At 58.0% G+C, this 14,312-nt stretch carries 15 protein-coding genes; 5 read left to right on the top strand and 10 right to left on the bottom strand.

The annotated features are described in order from the left end of the window. Position 1: 1 nt before the first annotated feature. Positions 2–358, bottom strand: a complete 357-nt coding sequence (locus RX972_RS08740) for a hypothetical protein (protein WP_316874525.1) — start codon at positions 356–358, stop codon at positions 2–4. Positions 359–508: 150 nt separating this feature from the next. Here RX972_RS08740 and RX972_RS08735 point away from each other — a divergent pair, with 150 nt between their 5' ends. Beyond that, the gene (locus RX972_RS08735) at positions 509–1,573 is read left to right on the top strand and encodes an aminopeptidase (RefSeq protein WP_316874091.1); all 1,065 of its coding nucleotides are present in this window, start codon (positions 509–511) and stop codon (positions 1,571–1,573) included. A 103-nt stretch (positions 1,574–1,676) separates the two neighbouring features. Here RX972_RS08735 and RX972_RS08730 read toward each other — a convergent pair whose 3' ends face one another. From RX972_RS08730 to dadA, 5 genes are all read right to left on the bottom strand, one after another. After that, positions 1,677–2,099 carry a c-type cytochrome gene (locus RX972_RS08730; RefSeq protein ID WP_316874088.1) on the bottom strand — a complete coding sequence of 141 codons (423 nt, stop codon included), beginning with the start codon at positions 2,097–2,099 and terminating at the stop codon, positions 1,677–1,679. Between the two features lie 171 nt (positions 2,100–2,270). Continuing rightward, positions 2,271–2,819: a cupin domain-containing protein gene (locus RX972_RS08725; RefSeq protein ID WP_027901539.1), complete on the bottom strand. Its 549-nt coding sequence runs from the start codon at positions 2,817–2,819 to the stop codon at positions 2,271–2,273. Positions 2,820–3,089: 270 nt separating this feature from the next. After that, positions 3,090–4,160: an alanine racemase gene (alr, locus tag RX972_RS08720; protein WP_316874085.1), complete on the bottom strand. Its 1,071-nt coding sequence runs from the start codon at positions 4,158–4,160 to the stop codon at positions 3,090–3,092. A gap of 124 nt (positions 4,161–4,284) precedes the next feature. Beyond that, positions 4,285–4,638, bottom strand: coding sequence for a RidA family protein (locus tag RX972_RS08715; RefSeq protein ID WP_316874083.1), 354 nt, complete (start codon positions 4,636–4,638; stop codon positions 4,285–4,287). After that, complete coding sequence (dadA, locus tag RX972_RS08710) at positions 4,610–5,911, bottom strand: D-amino acid dehydrogenase (RefSeq protein WP_316874081.1); 1,302 nt, start codon at positions 5,909–5,911, stop codon at positions 4,610–4,612. Before dadA ends, RX972_RS08715 begins: the two co-directional genes overlap by 29 nt. A gap of 157 nt (positions 5,912–6,068) precedes the next feature. Between dadA and RX972_RS08705 the strand changes: the two genes are divergently transcribed. After that, complete coding sequence (locus RX972_RS08705; RefSeq protein ID WP_027901535.1) at positions 6,069–6,557, top strand: Lrp/AsnC ligand binding domain-containing protein; 489 nt, start codon at positions 6,069–6,071, stop codon at positions 6,555–6,557. A 341-nt stretch (positions 6,558–6,898) separates the two neighbouring features. On the opposite strand, the gene RX972_RS08700 is transcribed toward RX972_RS08705, so the two are convergent. Then, complete coding sequence (locus tag RX972_RS08700; RefSeq protein WP_027901534.1) at positions 6,899–7,252, bottom strand: YkgJ family cysteine cluster protein; 354 nt, start codon at positions 7,250–7,252, stop codon at positions 6,899–6,901. 144 nt (positions 7,253–7,396) lie between these two features. Here RX972_RS08700 and RX972_RS08695 point away from each other — a divergent pair, with 144 nt between their 5' ends. Further along, positions 7,397–8,710, top strand: a complete 1,314-nt coding sequence (locus RX972_RS08695; RefSeq protein WP_316874077.1) for an FAD-binding oxidoreductase — start codon at positions 7,397–7,399, stop codon at positions 8,708–8,710. A 161-nt stretch (positions 8,711–8,871) separates the two neighbouring features. Here RX972_RS08695 and RX972_RS08690 read toward each other — a convergent pair whose 3' ends face one another. Then, positions 8,872–9,105 (bottom strand): DUF1127 domain-containing protein, encoded by a 234-nt coding sequence (locus RX972_RS08690; RefSeq protein WP_122708542.1) that lies wholly within the window; start codon positions 9,103–9,105, stop codon positions 8,872–8,874. Between the two features lie 174 nt (positions 9,106–9,279). Here RX972_RS08690 and RX972_RS08685 point away from each other — a divergent pair, with 174 nt between their 5' ends. Then, positions 9,280–10,698 (top strand): PLP-dependent aminotransferase family protein, encoded by a 1,419-nt coding sequence (locus tag RX972_RS08685; RefSeq protein WP_027902761.1) that lies wholly within the window; start codon positions 9,280–9,282, stop codon positions 10,696–10,698. 95 nt (positions 10,699–10,793) lie between these two features. Here the strand turns inward: RX972_RS08685 and RX972_RS08680 are convergent, their stop codons facing one another. After that, positions 10,794–11,027, bottom strand: a complete 234-nt coding sequence (locus RX972_RS08680) for a DUF1127 domain-containing protein (RefSeq protein ID WP_122395704.1) — start codon at positions 11,025–11,027, stop codon at positions 10,794–10,796. 271 nt (positions 11,028–11,298) lie between these two features. Between RX972_RS08680 and RX972_RS08675 the strand changes: the two genes are divergently transcribed. Next, entirely contained in the window at positions 11,299–12,885 is a 1,587-nt protein-coding gene (locus tag RX972_RS08675; RefSeq protein ID WP_231674849.1) for a phospholipase D family protein, read from the top strand. On the opposite strand, the gene RX972_RS08670 is transcribed toward RX972_RS08675, so the two are convergent. Next, a complete protein-coding gene (locus tag RX972_RS08670; RefSeq protein ID WP_316874070.1) occupies positions 12,882–14,030 on the bottom strand; it encodes an MFS transporter in 1,149 nt (382 codons plus the stop codon). The two genes, RX972_RS08675 and RX972_RS08670, sit on opposite strands and share 4 nt — an antisense overlap. Between the last annotated feature and the right edge of the window lie 282 nt (positions 14,031–14,312).

Genomic DNA, 14,312 nt, shown 5'->3' with positions numbered 1-14,312 from the left:
GTCAGATGCAGGTGACATGGTCCTGTTCCGCCAGAACGTTACGCTGGGCATCCAGTAGTTCGGCGGTCACATCGTTGGTCAATGAGCGGACCTCGATCATATAGCGCTGCCCGGCGGCGAAGTTTGCGTTGTGCAGTTCGACGTAGCACGTCAGCTCGGTGTACTCGTCGCCCATGGCCGTGAAGCCACCGTAGTGGATTTCATAGTCATAGCGGACCTGAAGCCGGTGACTGCCTGGCGATAGCTGGAAGTAACGGCCGTCATAGGTCGTCTTGCCGTCCACCTTGTCAGCCATGACCAGCTTGCCGGTCATGGTCCGCATATCGACCCAGGCTTGAGCCGGATCAACGGCAGGCATGGGGCCTGCACATCCAGCCAGTGCGGCAAGGGCTAAGAGCATCAATAAAGGGCGCATGTTCAGCTCGGCTTCAAAGGATCTCGATAGTAGTTGCGAAATGCCCTCGCTGTCCGGCATAACGCGCCATGTGTGCAACTTTAAAGGCTGTCCATGCCGAGTCTCAACGCTTCATGCCTTTGGCGCAGTTGGCCGCTGTTGGCGATTTTGCTGCTCAGCGGTTGTTCCAGCCTTAGCTATTACGACCAGTTGGTGAGCGGCCAGTTTCAGCTGCTACGTGCTCGTGAGCCGGTCGAGGATGTGATCGCTGATCAGACCCGTGATCCGAAACTTCGCCAGCGTCTGGCTTTTTCCCGGCAAGCACGCGACTTTGCCAGCAGCCAGTTGCACCTTCCTGACAATAAAAGCTACCGGCTTTATGCCGATCTCGGACGCCCGTACGTGGTCTGGAATGTGTTCGCCACGGACGAGTTTTCTCTTGAGCCGATCACCCATTGTTTCCCCATCGCCGGGTGCGTGGCCTATCGCGGCTATTACAGCATCGGCGGTGCCAGAGGCGCTGCAGCGTTACAGCGCCAGGAGGGAAAAGACGTCTATGTAAGCGGTGTGGAAGCCTATTCCACACTGGGCTGGTTCAATGATCCGATTCTCAGCTCTATGCTGGGCTGGGGTGACGAGCGTTTAGCGACGTTGATCTTTCATGAGTTGGCGCACCAGCGTTTCTATGTGAAGGATGACACTGAGTTCAATGAGTCCTACGCCAGCTTCGTCGAGCAGGAAGGCACCCGACAATGGCGCATTGTGCGCGGGCTTGCTCCTGAGCATTTAACGCAATCAAAACAGCGAGATGAACTTACACGGCTGGTACTGGCTACCCGCGAGCGACTCATGCAGCTTTACCGCCAACCCCTGAGCGCCGAGCTGATGCGCCAGCGCAAGGCGGCGGAATTCGAAAGGCTGCGCAGTGAGTACCGGCTATTGCGTGATCAGCAATGGTCGGGAGACAAGCGTTATGACGCCTGGATCAACGCACCGATGAACAACGCCAGGTTGCTGCCCTTTGGGCTCTACGATCAATGGGTGCCTGCCTTTGAAGCGCTGTTCAGAAACGTGAACAGAGACTGGCAGGCGTTTTATGCACAGGTAGAGCGTTTGGGTGCACTGCCGATTGCGCAGCGCCGGGCTGAGTTGCAGAGGTTGATGGATAGATCTGAGTGAACATAATTCCCTGTAGGAGCTGCCGAAGGCTGCGAAACCATTTGACCTGAAATACCGCGATTCGCAGCCTTCGGCAGCTCCTACAAGTGATAGGTCTGGTCGTTTACTTCAACCCCGACATCTTCTGAATGGCGCTCTTGAGCTCTTCATCAGTGCAGTCGCCGCAAGTGCCTTTGGCGGGCATGGCGTTGAGCCCGGTGATCGCCTTGGCCAGCAGGCCATCCAGGCCGCCCTGCTGATCGGCGCGCTCTTTCCAGGTGGCGGTATCACCGATTTTCGGTGCGTTCAGCAAGCCGATGCTGTGGCAGGCAGTACAGTGCTTGGCGATGATGTCGTCGGGGTTCTTGGCAGCACCGCTGTTCGCCGATGCGACGACGCTTGTCCCTGCACATTCCTTGCCCTGAATGCAGACCTGGCCGACCGGCTCCAGCCGTTTGGCAATCTCTTCACTGGTCGCTGCCTGAGCGCTGAACGCCCAAAAAGTCAGTGCTGCGGCAATGGCCAGAATCTTGTTGGTCAGGTTCACGCTTCCACCCTCATGGAGACTATTCACGCACACCTGCCACGGTTTAGCAGGCGGCGAGAGTATATCCCCTGCCCTGAACGTCCGAAACAACCCTGCAATAAGAAAGGTTATTGGGCTGCGACTCGACGTTGAAGGGCTTGCGCTGCAGCCCTTGATTATCGGATCTTTGGCTTAGAAGTTAGCCGGAGTGGCTGCGCTGATTAGTCGCGCTGGCACGTCAAACGGGTTACGAAAGCGGTGCGGCTTGGTGCTCTCGAAGTAATAGCTGTCGCCCTCTTCGAGAATGTAAGTGTCGAGCCCGACGACCAGCTCGAGACGACCTTCGACCAGGATGCCGGTCTCCTCACCTTCGTGCACCAGCATCTCGATACCGGTATCGGCACCAGGCGGGTACACCTCGTTGAGGAATGCGATTGAGCGGCTCGGATGCGCCTTGCCCACCAGTTTCATGGTCACCGCGCCGTCGGAGATATCAATCAGCTCGCTGGCCTTGTAAACCACCTGAGTCGGGTTCTGCTGCTCGAGCTCTTCAGAGAAGAACTCCACCATGGACATGGGAATCCCGCCGAGCACTTTCCGGAGTGAACTGATCGAGGGGCTGACGCTGTTTTTTTCGATCATGGAAATGGTGCTGTTGGTCACGCCTGCTCGTTTGGCAAGCTCGCGTTGGGACAGACCTTTGAGTTTACGAATGGATTGCAGTCGTTCACCGACGTCCAATGCGGCAGTCCTCCTAGATATAGATCAGGCAAGGTCGAGTTGAGCGCCATCATGGCAATAGCGTTCAGTATTTACAACACTTGGACCTGTTACGGAATATCCAGGGAACTGGCTGGCAAGCGCCGCGCTGTCGAGCGGCTAACCATTACCCCCTGTAGGAGCGCATGAGCACCGCGAGGCCGCGATGGCGGAGTATCAGAAAGACTGCTATCGCTGCCTCGCGGTACCCGTGAGCTCACAGAAAAAAGTACCTCGATTCAGATAAGTATCTTAAGCCTGATAAACCCTTGGCACCCGGCGCAGATTGCAGAAAATGCGATACGGAATGGTGCCTGCGCGAGACGCCAGGTCGCTGGCCAGGACGTTCTTGCCCCACAGCTCGACCCGGCTGCCCAGACCCGCATTCGGTAAGTGACTCAGGTCGACACACAGCATGTCCATCGATACGCGGCCCAGCAGTTGGCTCGGCTGACCATCGATCAACACTGGCGTCCCGGTAGGCGCTTCTCGGGGATAACCGTCGGCATAACCCATGGCGACCACGCCAACGCGGCTGGCCCGCTCGGTAATGAACGTTGCGCCGTAGCCCACCGCTTCGCCTGCAGGCAAATCGCGTACGCAGATGACTTTCGATTCCAGGGTCATCACCGGTTGCAACTGATCAGCCACCGCTTGCGGCCGATCGAATGGCGTGGCGCCGTAGAGCATGATGCCGGGGCGCACCCAATCGCTGGGAACATCAGGCCAGCCCATTACTGCTGGGGAATTGCGCAGGCTTATTTCGGCGTTCATGCCTTGGCGGGCTGCTTCGAAAACCGCAACTTGCTCGGCGCTGGACGGACAGTCCAGTTCATCGGCGCGGGCAAAATGGCTCATGAGTACGATTTTCGCCACTTTGCCGCTTGCCTGAAGGCGTTGATAAGCGGATTGAAAGTCCTGCGGATGCAAGCCGACGCGATGCATGCCTGAATCGAGCTTAAGCCAGACAGTCAGCGGTTTGTGCAGACGGGCTTGTTCGATGGCCTCCAGTTGCCACAGTGAATGCACCACGCACCAGAAGTCGTGCTCGACGATCAGGTCCAGCTCATCGGCTTCGAAGAAACCTTCAAGCAGCAAAACGGGAGCACGAATACCGGCGGCGCGTAGTTCCAGCGCCTCTTCAATACAGGCCACGGCGAAACCATTGGCCTCGGCCTCAAGTGCCTGGGCAACTTGCACAGCACCATGGCCATAGGCGTCGGCCTTGATCACCGCGAGGGCTTTCGCGCCTGTAGTGTCACGGGCCAGGCGGTAGTTATGACGCAGGGCTTGAAGATCGATAATCGCGCGAGCTGGACGCATGGTGGGATTCTGATGGCAAAGGAATAGAACTGTAGGAGCTGCCGAAGGCTGCGAAAGGTCTTGGTCGCTGAGGTGACTTCAAGAGTGTTCGCAGCCTTCGGCAGCTCCTACAGGGGATACGTTGTTAAGGAAGCGCTGCCACAACCGACAGCTCAACCAGTATTTCCGGTTCGCACAGCTTGGCTTCAACGGTGGCACGCGCAGGCGCTACACCTTTTGGCAGCCATTTGTCCCAGACGCTGTTCATTCCGGCAAAGTGGGCGTCGATGTCTTTCAGGTAAATCGTTACTGAAAGGAGACGGCTTTTGTCAGTACCGGCCAACTCCAGCAAGCGTTCAATGCTGTGAAGGGTCTCGCGGGTCTGCTGCTCGATCCCGGCAGTCATGTCGTCGCCGACCTGGCCTGCGAGGTACACAGTGCCGTTATGGACGACGATCTGGCTCATGCGCTCATTGGTGAGCTGGCGCTGGATGGACATTTTTGGCGATCTCCTTGGAGCTGCCGTAGCGAGAAATATCGAGGCCTTCGGCGCTGATCTGAGGTTTCTGGCGAGCAATCAGGTCCGCCAGCAAACGACCCGAACCGCAGGCCATGGTCCAGCCCAATGTACCGTGGCCGGTATTCAGGAACAGGTTACGGTATGGCGTTGCACCGACAATTGGTGTGCCGTCAGGCGTGGTCGGGCGCAGACCCGTCCAGAAACTGGCCTGGCTCAAGTCACCGCCGCGAGGATAAAGATCGTTGACGATCATCTCCAGCGTTTCACGTCGACGCGGGTTCAGCGACAGATCAAAACCGGCAATCTCGGCCATGCCGCCGACCCGGATGCGGTTGTCGAAACGGGTGATCGCCACTTTGAACGTCTCGTCGAGAATGGTCGACGTCGGGGCCATCGCCGGATTAGTGATCGGCACCGTCAGCGAATAGCCCTTGAGCGGATATACCGGGGCCTTGATGCCCAGCGGCTTGAGCAACTGCGGCGAGTAGCTGCCGAGTGCCAGAACATAACGGTCGGCGGTTTCCAGCTTGCCGTCGATCCACACGCCATTGATGCGGTCGCCAGCGAAATCAATGCGCTCGATGGACTGGTTGTAGCGGAATTCAACGCCCAACTGAACAGCCATTTCGGCCAGGCGCGTGGTGAACATCTGGCAGTCACCGGTCTGGTCGTTGGGCAGTCGCAGGGCGCCCGCAAGAATATTGGTCACGCTCGCCAAAGCCGGCTCAACCCGGGCAATATCGTCGCCATTCAGCAGCTCGAATGGCACGCCGGATTGCTCAAGGACAGCAATGTCCTTGGCGGCGTTATCCAGTTGCTCCTGAGTGCGGAACAGCTGCGTTGTACCCAGCGTCCGGCCTTCGTAAGCGATGCCGGTTTCGGCACGCAGTTCATCCAGACAATCGCGGCTGTATTCGGACAGGCGAACCATGCGCTCTTTGTTCACGGCGTAGCGGTTGGCCGTGCAGTTGCGCAGCATTTGCGCCATCCACAGGTACTGGTCGATATCGGCAGTGGCTTTGATTGCCAGTGGCGCATGGCGCTGAAGCAGCCATTTGATTGCTTTGAGGGGGACACCGGGGGCAGCCCAAGGCGATGCATAGCCGGGCGAAACCTGGCCTGCGTTGGCAAAGCTGGTTTCCATGGCCACCGCTGGCTGGCGATCCACGACCGTAACCTGCATGCCTGCCCGTGCCAGATAATAGGCACTGGTCGTGCCGATCACACCACTACCAAGGACCAGAACGCGCATGTCGATTTACCTCATCGCGGATATCCGCTGACGTTTTCAAGTTTTAAGCAAGGATGTGCGCAGTATATGCAGCTAAGGGCAGTGCTTTTCACTGTATAAGTGCCTATATTTGGCGGGATTTCCCGGCAAAGAAGCCTTTGGTAGAGGGGGTTTACCCATGCGTACCCAAACCCAGTCCAAACGTGAACTGGACAAGATCGACCGCAACATCCTGCGCATCCTTCAGGCCGACGGCCGAATCTCCTTCACCGAGCTGGGTGAGCGCGTCGGTTTGTCTACGACGCCCTGCACAGAGCGGGTCCGTCGGCTGGAGCGCGAAGGCATCATCATGGGTTACAACGCCCGCCTCAATCCGCAAAGTCTCAAGGCTAGCCTATTGGTGTTCGTCGAGATCAGCCTGGACTACAAATCTGGCGACACCTTCGAAGAATTCCGCCGCGCCGTGCTGAAGCTGCCCCACGTGCTGGAGTGTCATCTGGTTTCAGGCGACTTCGATTACCTGGTCAAGGCGCGTATCTCGGAAATGGCCTCGTACCGCAAACTGCTGGGCGACATCTTGCTCAAACTGCCCCATGTACGGGAGTCCAAGAGCTATATCGTGATGGAAGAGGTGAAAGAGAGCCTGAATCTGCCGATTGCGGATTGAGACCAGGCCATCCCAAAGAATGGCGGAGCTCTTGTGGGAGCCGCCCCGGTGTCCCTGACACCACGCTGTCGTGCAGCAAACACGGACCCTGTAGGAGTGAGCTTGCTCGCGATTCGGCCTGTCAGTCGATGAATATATTGCCTGTACTGGAGCTATCGCGAGCAATGTGGATCGCCACCCCGGTCACTCCTACAGTAAAAAGCATTCCAAATCAGATAGTTATATTTTGTTTGATAGGAGCCGAGCTTGCTCGCGATGAAAGCAACCTTTTTCATCTGAAAGACTGCGGCGCCTGCATCGCGGGCAAGCCCGGCTCCCACAGTTGGGATCTCATCCGGCTTCTAGACCAACACCTGCCGCGTCGACGCCATGTACTCATGAATCTGCTTTTCGACCCGCGGATGAATCATCTCCACCGGTCGACGGCCGTTGGGGCATGGCAGGGTTGGCGTCGTGCCGAACAGGCGACAGATCAGAGGGCGTTCGTCGTAGACCGTGCAGCCATTGGGCCCAAGGTGCACACAATTCAGTTCGTCCATGGCCGCATCCTGCTCGGCCGCTGTCTTGCGTGGCAGGCGGGACATTTCTTCCGGCGATGTGGTCACCGGGCCACAGCAGTCGTGGCAGCCTGGGACGCATTCGAAAGAAGGGATCTGCTGGCGTAACGCACGAATTTTCTGACTGTTGCAGCTCATTGAAACTTACCCGCTGTGAATGGGCGTGATTTTGCCTCAGTCCAGCGGTTCAAGACAGCACAGTCTGGATCGCGCCTTGCCCGTCGCCGAACCTGCGGCTTATCCTCGGGAATGTTTTTCAGACGCCAGCAACGGGATCCCGCCATGAACGCCCGCGTTCAACCATCGACTGCCACCGATCAGCACGCCCCTTCTTATTACGCCGCCAGCAGCCATCCACAACCGGATTATCCGCCGCTGCAAGGTCAGGTTCAGGCTGACGTCTGCGTGGTGGGCGGCGGCTTTTCCGGCCTGAATACGGCGATTGAACTGGCCGAGCGCGGCTTGAGCGTAGTGCTGCTGGAGGCGCGAAAAATTGGCTGGGGCGCCAGCGGGCGCAATGGCGGGCAGTTGATTCGCGGCGTGGGTCACGGCCTTGAGCAATTCACGGGCGTGGTCGGTGCGGAGGGCGTGCGGCAGTTGAAGCTGATGGGCATTGAGGCGGTCGAAATCGTGCGTCAGCGCGTTGAGCGTTATGGCATTGATTGCGATTTGACCTGGGGTTATTGCGACCTGGCCAACAAGCCTCGGGATCTTGTCGGGCTGGCCGAAGATGCAGATGAGCTGCGCGATTTGGGTTATCGCCATTCGTTAAAACTGCTGCAGGCCGGCGAGATGCGTAGCGTGGTAGGTTCGGACCGCTATGTGGGCGGCCTTATCGACATGGGATCGGGACATTTGCACCCGCTGAACCTTGCCTTGGGCGAAGCCGCTGTCGCGAAGTCGCTGGGCGTGCAAGTGTTCGAGCATTCGGCGGTGAGCCGCATCGAATATGGCCCGCAGGTCAAAGTACATACTGCTCAGGGCCTGGTTCAGGCCAAGACATTGGTGCTGGGTTGTAACGCTTACCTGAATGATCTCAACCAGCAACTCAGCGGCAAGGTCTTACCCGCCGGTAGCTACATAATCGCCACCGAGCCGTTGAGTGAAGACCTGGCCACGCAGTTGCTGCCTCAGAATATGGCCGTGTGTGATCAGCGTGTGACGGTGGACTACTTCCGGCTTTCGGCGGATCGGCGTCTGTTGTTTGGTGGGGCTTGTCACTATTCGGGGCGTGACCCGCAAGACATCGCGGCGTATATGCAGCCCAAAATGCTCAAGGTGTTCCCGCAGTTGGCGGCTGTGAAGATCGATTATCAGTGGGGCGGCATGATCGGCATCGGCGCCAACCGCTTGCCGCAGATCGGTCGCTTGAAGGACCAGCCCAACGTGTTCTACGCCCAGGCCTATTCCGGACACGGCCTTAACGCGACCCATCTGGCGGGCAAGCTGCTCGGTGAAGCTATTGCCGGGCAACACAGCAATGGCTTCGAGCTGTTCGCCAAAGTCCCGCACATCACCTTCCCTGGCGGCAAGCATCTGCGCTCGCCATTGCTGGCGCTGGGGATGCTTTGGCATCGGTTGAAGGAATTGCGTTGAGGCTGAAGCTGGCTGATGAACGACTGTGGTCTAACAAGAAACTGCGGTCTCCTGTGGGAGCTGGGCTTGCCCGCGATAAGGCTGGACGCTATCTAAAGTGAACCGCGTCCAGCCTTATCGCGGGCAAGCCCAGCTCCCACAGGTGTCACAGGGCCTGGTAATCACTCCCGCCAAAACGGCTTCAACCCTTCGTGCATCGCCTGAGCGGAGCTCAGGCCAATATCGCGCAATTGCTCTTCAGTCAGATTCAGCAGCCCCCGGCGTGACATCCAGCGATGGCGATACAGCGCCCAGCGGCCTAGCTTCGGTCCGCTTGCTGTCTTGGCGACAACTGCTTTTCCGCTGCTCAGTTCCTGACTGTAAAGCGCCAACCGCACATCACTCAACCCGTTCATGTTCCCAACCCTCATTACGTTGTGGTGTGGGTACATGATGAATCGGCGCGACAAACCATTACAGATTCAAACAAATCTATTTATCTGCATACAGATGTTTTCATAACGACGCTGAATGCTGTATTTTTCTCACATCTGTATGGTTAGCTCACTCAAAAAGCCGAGAGTATGCTCATGACACTCTACGTCAACCTCGCCGAATTGCTCGGTACGCGTATCGAAAACGGGTTCTATCGGCCTGGCGACAGGCTGCCTTCGGTACGGGCGTTGAGTGTTGAACACGGCGTCAGCCTGAGTACGGTGCAGCAGGCTTATCGCGTGCTGGAAGACAGCGGCCTTGCCCTGCCCAAACCCAAGTCCGGGTATTTTGTGCCGGTCAGCCGCGCTGTTCCGGCGCTGCCGGTCATTGGTCGTCCGGCGCAGCGTCCTGTGGACATCTCCCAGTGGGATCAGGTGCTGGACCTGATGCGGGTCAAGGCTTTGCCGAACCTCGTGCAACTGGGGCGTGGCATGCCCGACGTCAGTAGCCCGACGCTACGGCCGCTGATGCGCGCCCTTGGGCGGATCAGTCGTGACGAGCAAATGCCCGGTCTGTATTACGACAGCATTCAGGGTAACCAGACACTTCGCGAGCAAGTGGCTCGGTTGCTGCTGGATTCGGGCTGCAACCTGACCGCCAACGATTTGTTGATCACCACCGGTTGCCACGAAGCGCTTTCGGCCAGCGTTCGGGCCATCTGTGATCCAGGGGATATCGTCGCCGTAGACTCGCCGAGCTTTTTCGGCGCCATGCAGACGCTGAAAGGCCTGGGCATGAAAGCCCTGGAAATCCCTACCGATCCCGTGACTGGCATCAGCCTTGAAGCACTTGAGCTGGCGCTGGAGCAATGGCCGATCAAGGTCATACAGCTGACACCCAACTGCAACAATCCGTTGGGCTACGTCATGCCGGAAAACCGCAAGCGCGCCTTGCTAACCCTCGCTCAGCGCTTTGATGTGGCGATCATTGAAGACGATGTGTATGGCGATCTGGCGTTCAGTTATCCGCGGCCGCGGACGATCAAATCCTTCGACGAAGACGGCCGGGTTCTGCTGTGCAGCTCGTTCTCCAAGACGCTTGCGCCAGGGTTGCGCATTGGCTGGGTTGCGCCGGGCCGCTATCTGGAACGCGTGCTGCACATGAAGTACATCGGCACCGGTTCAACAGCGCCTCAGCCGCAACTGGCGATTGCCGAGTTTCTTGAGGGCGGACATTACGAGCCGCACCTGCGACGCATGCGCAGTCAGTATCAGCGTGGTCGCGAGCAAATGATCGACTGGGTCATGCGTTACTTTCCGGCAGGTACACGGGTCAGTCGTCCACAAGGTGGTTTCATGTTGTGGGTCGAGCTTGCCGAGGATTTCGATACGCTGCGTCTGAATCGTGCGCTGTTGACCAAGGGCGTACAGATTGCCGTGGGCAGTATTTTTTCTGCCTCTGGCAAATACCGTAATTGCCTGCGAATGAATTTCGCTGCAAAGCCGTCTCCAGAGGTCGAGAACGCGGTGCGCACGGTCGGGAGTACGATTAAAGAGTTAATTGAAACACTTTAAATGGGTTTATATACGGCTGTATTCAGGGTGGACAAGCCTTCCACTTTGAAACTGCTCAAAAGGAAGGCTCGGGTCCGATTCATGACGGCCAGTGCTTATTCTCTCCAGAACGGCTTGAGTCCTTCCTCCCGGGCATATCGTGGATCGATCCCTGCATCTCTTAGTTGTGCCATGGTTAATTTCAGAAGTTGTTCACGATTGGTCCAGCGCCTCAGGTACAGTGCCAGCAGGCCTTCACCGGGTCTTTTTGGCATCGTTACCGAGTGCTTGTATTCTGCGTTCAACTCCTGGCCTTTAAGTCTTAAACGTACATCGCTAATGCCGCTCATTTCCGACGTCCTGTCGAAGTAATTGAACCGCGATGATGTTGGTTTGTTATTTGATTTTAAACACTCAGATGGTGTTGAGTTTTTTCAAGATGTTGGGTCGTTCAACAAGCTTACAGTCCAGCGATGGCACACGCCCGTACTTGAGCGTTTCCATGCTTATGAGCGGCTCCCTGTAGGTAGAGATAAGAGAGCCAGTGCTTACATTCTGTGCGACTTTATCTAAAAGCTGCGGTCATACACGCCATGTCGTAACGCCCTTGGGGTAGTGAATTTGAAGAACACATGGGCGATGCCCTTCTGCCTGTTGTCGGCGCTGTGCTTCAGTGGTTGTGCTCATATCAATGTCCCTAACGAACCGAGTCAGGCGTTGCCGCCGACGGATTCGGCGTTTGGCCGTTCTGTGCAGGCGATGGCTCAGCCTCATGAGGGTCGTTCGGGCTTTCGCCTGCTGTCCAACAGCACCGAAGCCTTCATGGCGCGTGCCGAACTGATCCGCAATGCCCGCACCAGTCTGGATTTGCAGTACTACATCGTCCATGACGGTTTGAGCACCCGTGCCTTGATTGATGAGTTGCTCAAGGCGGCGGATCGCGGTGTTCGCGTGCGCATCCTGCTGGACGACACCACCAGCGACGGGCTTGATCACTCCATCGCCACTCTGGCGGCACACCCCAACATTCAGATTCGACTGTTCAACCCCCAGAGTCTAGGGCGCGAGACCGGCGTGACCCGCAGTGTGGGGCGGCTTTTAAATCTGTCGCGCCAGCATCGGCGCATGCACAACAAGCTGTGGCTGGCCGACGGCAGCGTGGCCATCGTGGGTGGGCGCAATCTGGGTGATGAATACTTCGATGCCGAAGAAAACCTGAATTTCACCGACATCGACATGCTCAGCGTCGGTCCGGTGGCCGAGCAACTCGGGCACAGTTTTGATCAATACTGGAACAGCACACTGAGCAAGCCCATCGCCGAGTTCATGTATTTCCTGCCGACGACTCGTGATCTGGCCAAGGCGCGCAAACGGCTGGAGGCATCGCTCGTAGAGTCGCAGCACAAACACAAGGCGCTGTACGATCGCCTGATGGCGTACCAGAAAAACCCACGTCTCAAGATCTGGTTCAACGAATTGATCTGGGCGCATAACAAGGCCTTGTGGGATGCGCCGACCAAAGTGCTGGCTCGTGGCGAACCTGACCCGCATCTGCTGCTGACCACCCAGTTGGCCCCTGAGCTGCTCAATGCAAACAAGGAACTGATACTGGTTTCCGCCTACTTCGTGCCGGGTGAAGAAGGTTTGCTCTACCTGACCGGGCGCGCCGATGCCGGGGTTTCGGTCAGTTTGCTGACCAACTCCCTTGAGGCGACTGACGTGCCTGCGGTACACGGCGGTTATGCGCCTTATCGCAAGGCGTTGCTGGAGCATGGCGTGAAACTGTTCGAAATGCGCCGCCAGCCGGGTGATCCCGGCAGTGACAGCGGGGGCAGCGGCCCTCATCTGTTCAGTAAAAGCGGAACGTTTGGCGGTGGTTCGGATTCCAGTCTGCACAGCAAGGCGATGACGTTTGATCGTCGAAAAGTGTTCGTGGGCTCCTTCAACTTCGACCCGCGCTCGGTATTGTGGAACACCGAAGTCGGCGTGTTGGTAGACAGCCCCGAATTGACCGAAGCGCTGCGCGAACTGGCCTTGCAAGGCATGCAGCCGACCCTGAGTTATGAGGCGAAGCTGGAAGACGGCAAAGTGGTGTGGGTCACCGAAGACAACGGCAAAATCCACACCTTGTACAAAGAGCCCGGCGATACCTGGCGGCGCTTGAACGCGTGGTTCAGCCGGGTCGTGGGCCTGGAGAAAATGCTCTAGGCCGTTGCCGCCGGTTGAACCCCGAATGCCCCGCGTCGGGATGACAGGATCACCAGGCCAAACGCACCCGCCGCCATCAACAGCGGCAGTGCCTGACCGCTGACCCACTGGCTGCCTGCGCCGGCCGCCAGTGGTCCCAGCAAACAACCGATCCCCCACAGCTGCGCCACATGCGCATTGGCGCGAACCAGTGCGTCATCGCGAAAGCGCTCTCCAATCAGAATCAGCGAAAGGGTGAACAAGCCGCCTGCGCTGGCCCCGAACAGCACCCACAGCGGCCAGATCAGCACGGTATTCACCAGCAGCGGCACCAGCAGGCTTGAAACCATCAATGCCACGGCACAGCTCGAAAACAACGTGCGCCGCGAAACCTTGTCGGCCAGTGCGCCAATCGGCAACTGCAGAAGCGCGTCGCCCACTACCACGGTGCTGATCATCGCCAAGGCGATTTCCGGCGTGAAGCCCTGACGCAGGCAATAGATTGGCAGCAAGGTCAGGATCAGCGCCTCGAATGCGGCGAACAGTGCCACCGCCCAGGCGATCGCGGGCATGGAGCGACAAAAAGCGAACAGGTCGATGAAGGTGACGCGGCATGCATCGGCGTTTGGCGCACCGCTTCTGCCCAGCAGCAAAAACGGCGAAATGATCAGCAGCGCCACGCCCACCCAGAAGCCTGTGTCGTGCTCGGTGCCCAATGCGCCAAGCAGCAGCGGCCCGGCCAGTTGGCACAAGGCGTAAGTGCTGCCATAGAGCGCGACAAGACGGCCACGCCATTTTTCGACGACCAGTTGGTTGATCCAGCTTTCACCGAGGATGAAGACGATGGTCAGGATCACGCCGAGCATCAGCCGCAGTACCAGCCACACCGTGTAATACGGCAGCAGCGCCAACAGGCCTACGGATAGCGCGCCAGCCCACAGGCAGCGGCGCATCAGCGCGGCAGTACCGAAACGTGCAGCGAGGCCGCTGGCCAGGCTTGCGCCGAGCAGAACGCCAATCGCGGGCATTGCAGCCATTACGCCAATGGCGAACGAGCCGTAACCCCAGCTTTCCAGTCGCAAGGACACCAGCGGCATGCTGACACCCAATGCCAGCCCGACCGAAAGCACCGACGCCAGCACCGCGAAATAAGTACCCCAACGCATTCCCACGCTCCTGTGGATCAAAAGGCCAAGACGAAACAGCCGGGCTATCCCAAGGGAAGCCCGGCTGTTTTCAATGTTCGGTCAGGCGCGGATTAACTTTTGTGGGAGCTGAGCTTGCTCGCGATAGGCGCGGATGCGATTTTCCTGATATCCGCGGCGCTCTTATCGCGAGCAAGCTCTGCTCCCACAGAATCCAGGCAATCTCGTAATTGGATGGACTCGCCCAAGCCGAGGCGTCAGTAGCGCCACGGTGGCATTCTTAAGAAGCCAACGACAGCGAGG

Source organism: Pseudomonas syringae group sp. J309-1 (assembly GCF_032582135.1).
GTDB lineage: Bacteria > Pseudomonadota > Gammaproteobacteria > Pseudomonadales > Pseudomonadaceae > Aquipseudomonas > Aquipseudomonas quasicaspiana.
Note: the sequence above shows the minus strand (reverse complement) of the source record. Positions and strands in the feature narration are given on the sequence as shown.

Bases quoted from the DNA above. Each gene is read 5' to 3' on its own strand.
- RX972_RS08700 (WP_027901534.1), bottom strand. From the start codon at position 7,252: ATGAGCTGCAACAGTCAGAAAATTCGTGCGTTACGCCAGCAGATCCCT.
- alr (WP_316874085.1), bottom strand. From the start codon at position 4,160: ATGCGTCCAGCTCGCGCGATTATCGATCTTCAAGCCCTGCGTCATAAC.
- RX972_RS08715 (WP_316874083.1), bottom strand. From the start codon at position 4,638: ATGTCCATCCAGCGCCAGCTCACCAATGAGCGCATGAGCCAGATCGTC.
- RX972_RS08690 (WP_122708542.1), bottom strand. From the start codon at position 9,105: ATGAACGGGTTGAGTGATGTGCGGTTGGCGCTTTACAGTCAGGAACTG.
- RX972_RS08680 (WP_122395704.1), bottom strand. From the start codon at position 11,027: ATGAGCGGCATTAGCGATGTACGTTTAAGACTTAAAGGCCAGGAGTTG.
- dadA (WP_316874081.1), bottom strand. From the start codon at position 5,911: ATGCGCGTTCTGGTCCTTGGTAGTGGTGTGATCGGCACGACCAGTGCC.
- RX972_RS08705 (WP_027901535.1), top strand. From the start codon at position 6,069: ATGCGTACCCAAACCCAGTCCAAACGTGAACTGGACAAGATCGACCGC.
- RX972_RS08670 (WP_316874070.1), bottom strand. From the start codon at position 14,030: ATGCGTTGGGGTACTTATTTCGCGGTGCTGGCGTCGGTGCTTTCGGTC.
- RX972_RS08695 (WP_316874077.1), top strand. From the start codon at position 7,397: ATGAACGCCCGCGTTCAACCATCGACTGCCACCGATCAGCACGCCCCT.
- RX972_RS08740 (WP_316874525.1), bottom strand. From the start codon at position 358: ATGCCTGCCGTTGATCCGGCTCAAGCCTGGGTCGATATGCGGACCATG.
- RX972_RS08685 (WP_027902761.1), top strand. From the start codon at position 9,280: ATGACACTCTACGTCAACCTCGCCGAATTGCTCGGTACGCGTATCGAA.
- RX972_RS08735 (WP_316874091.1), top strand. From the start codon at position 509: ATGCCGAGTCTCAACGCTTCATGCCTTTGGCGCAGTTGGCCGCTGTTG.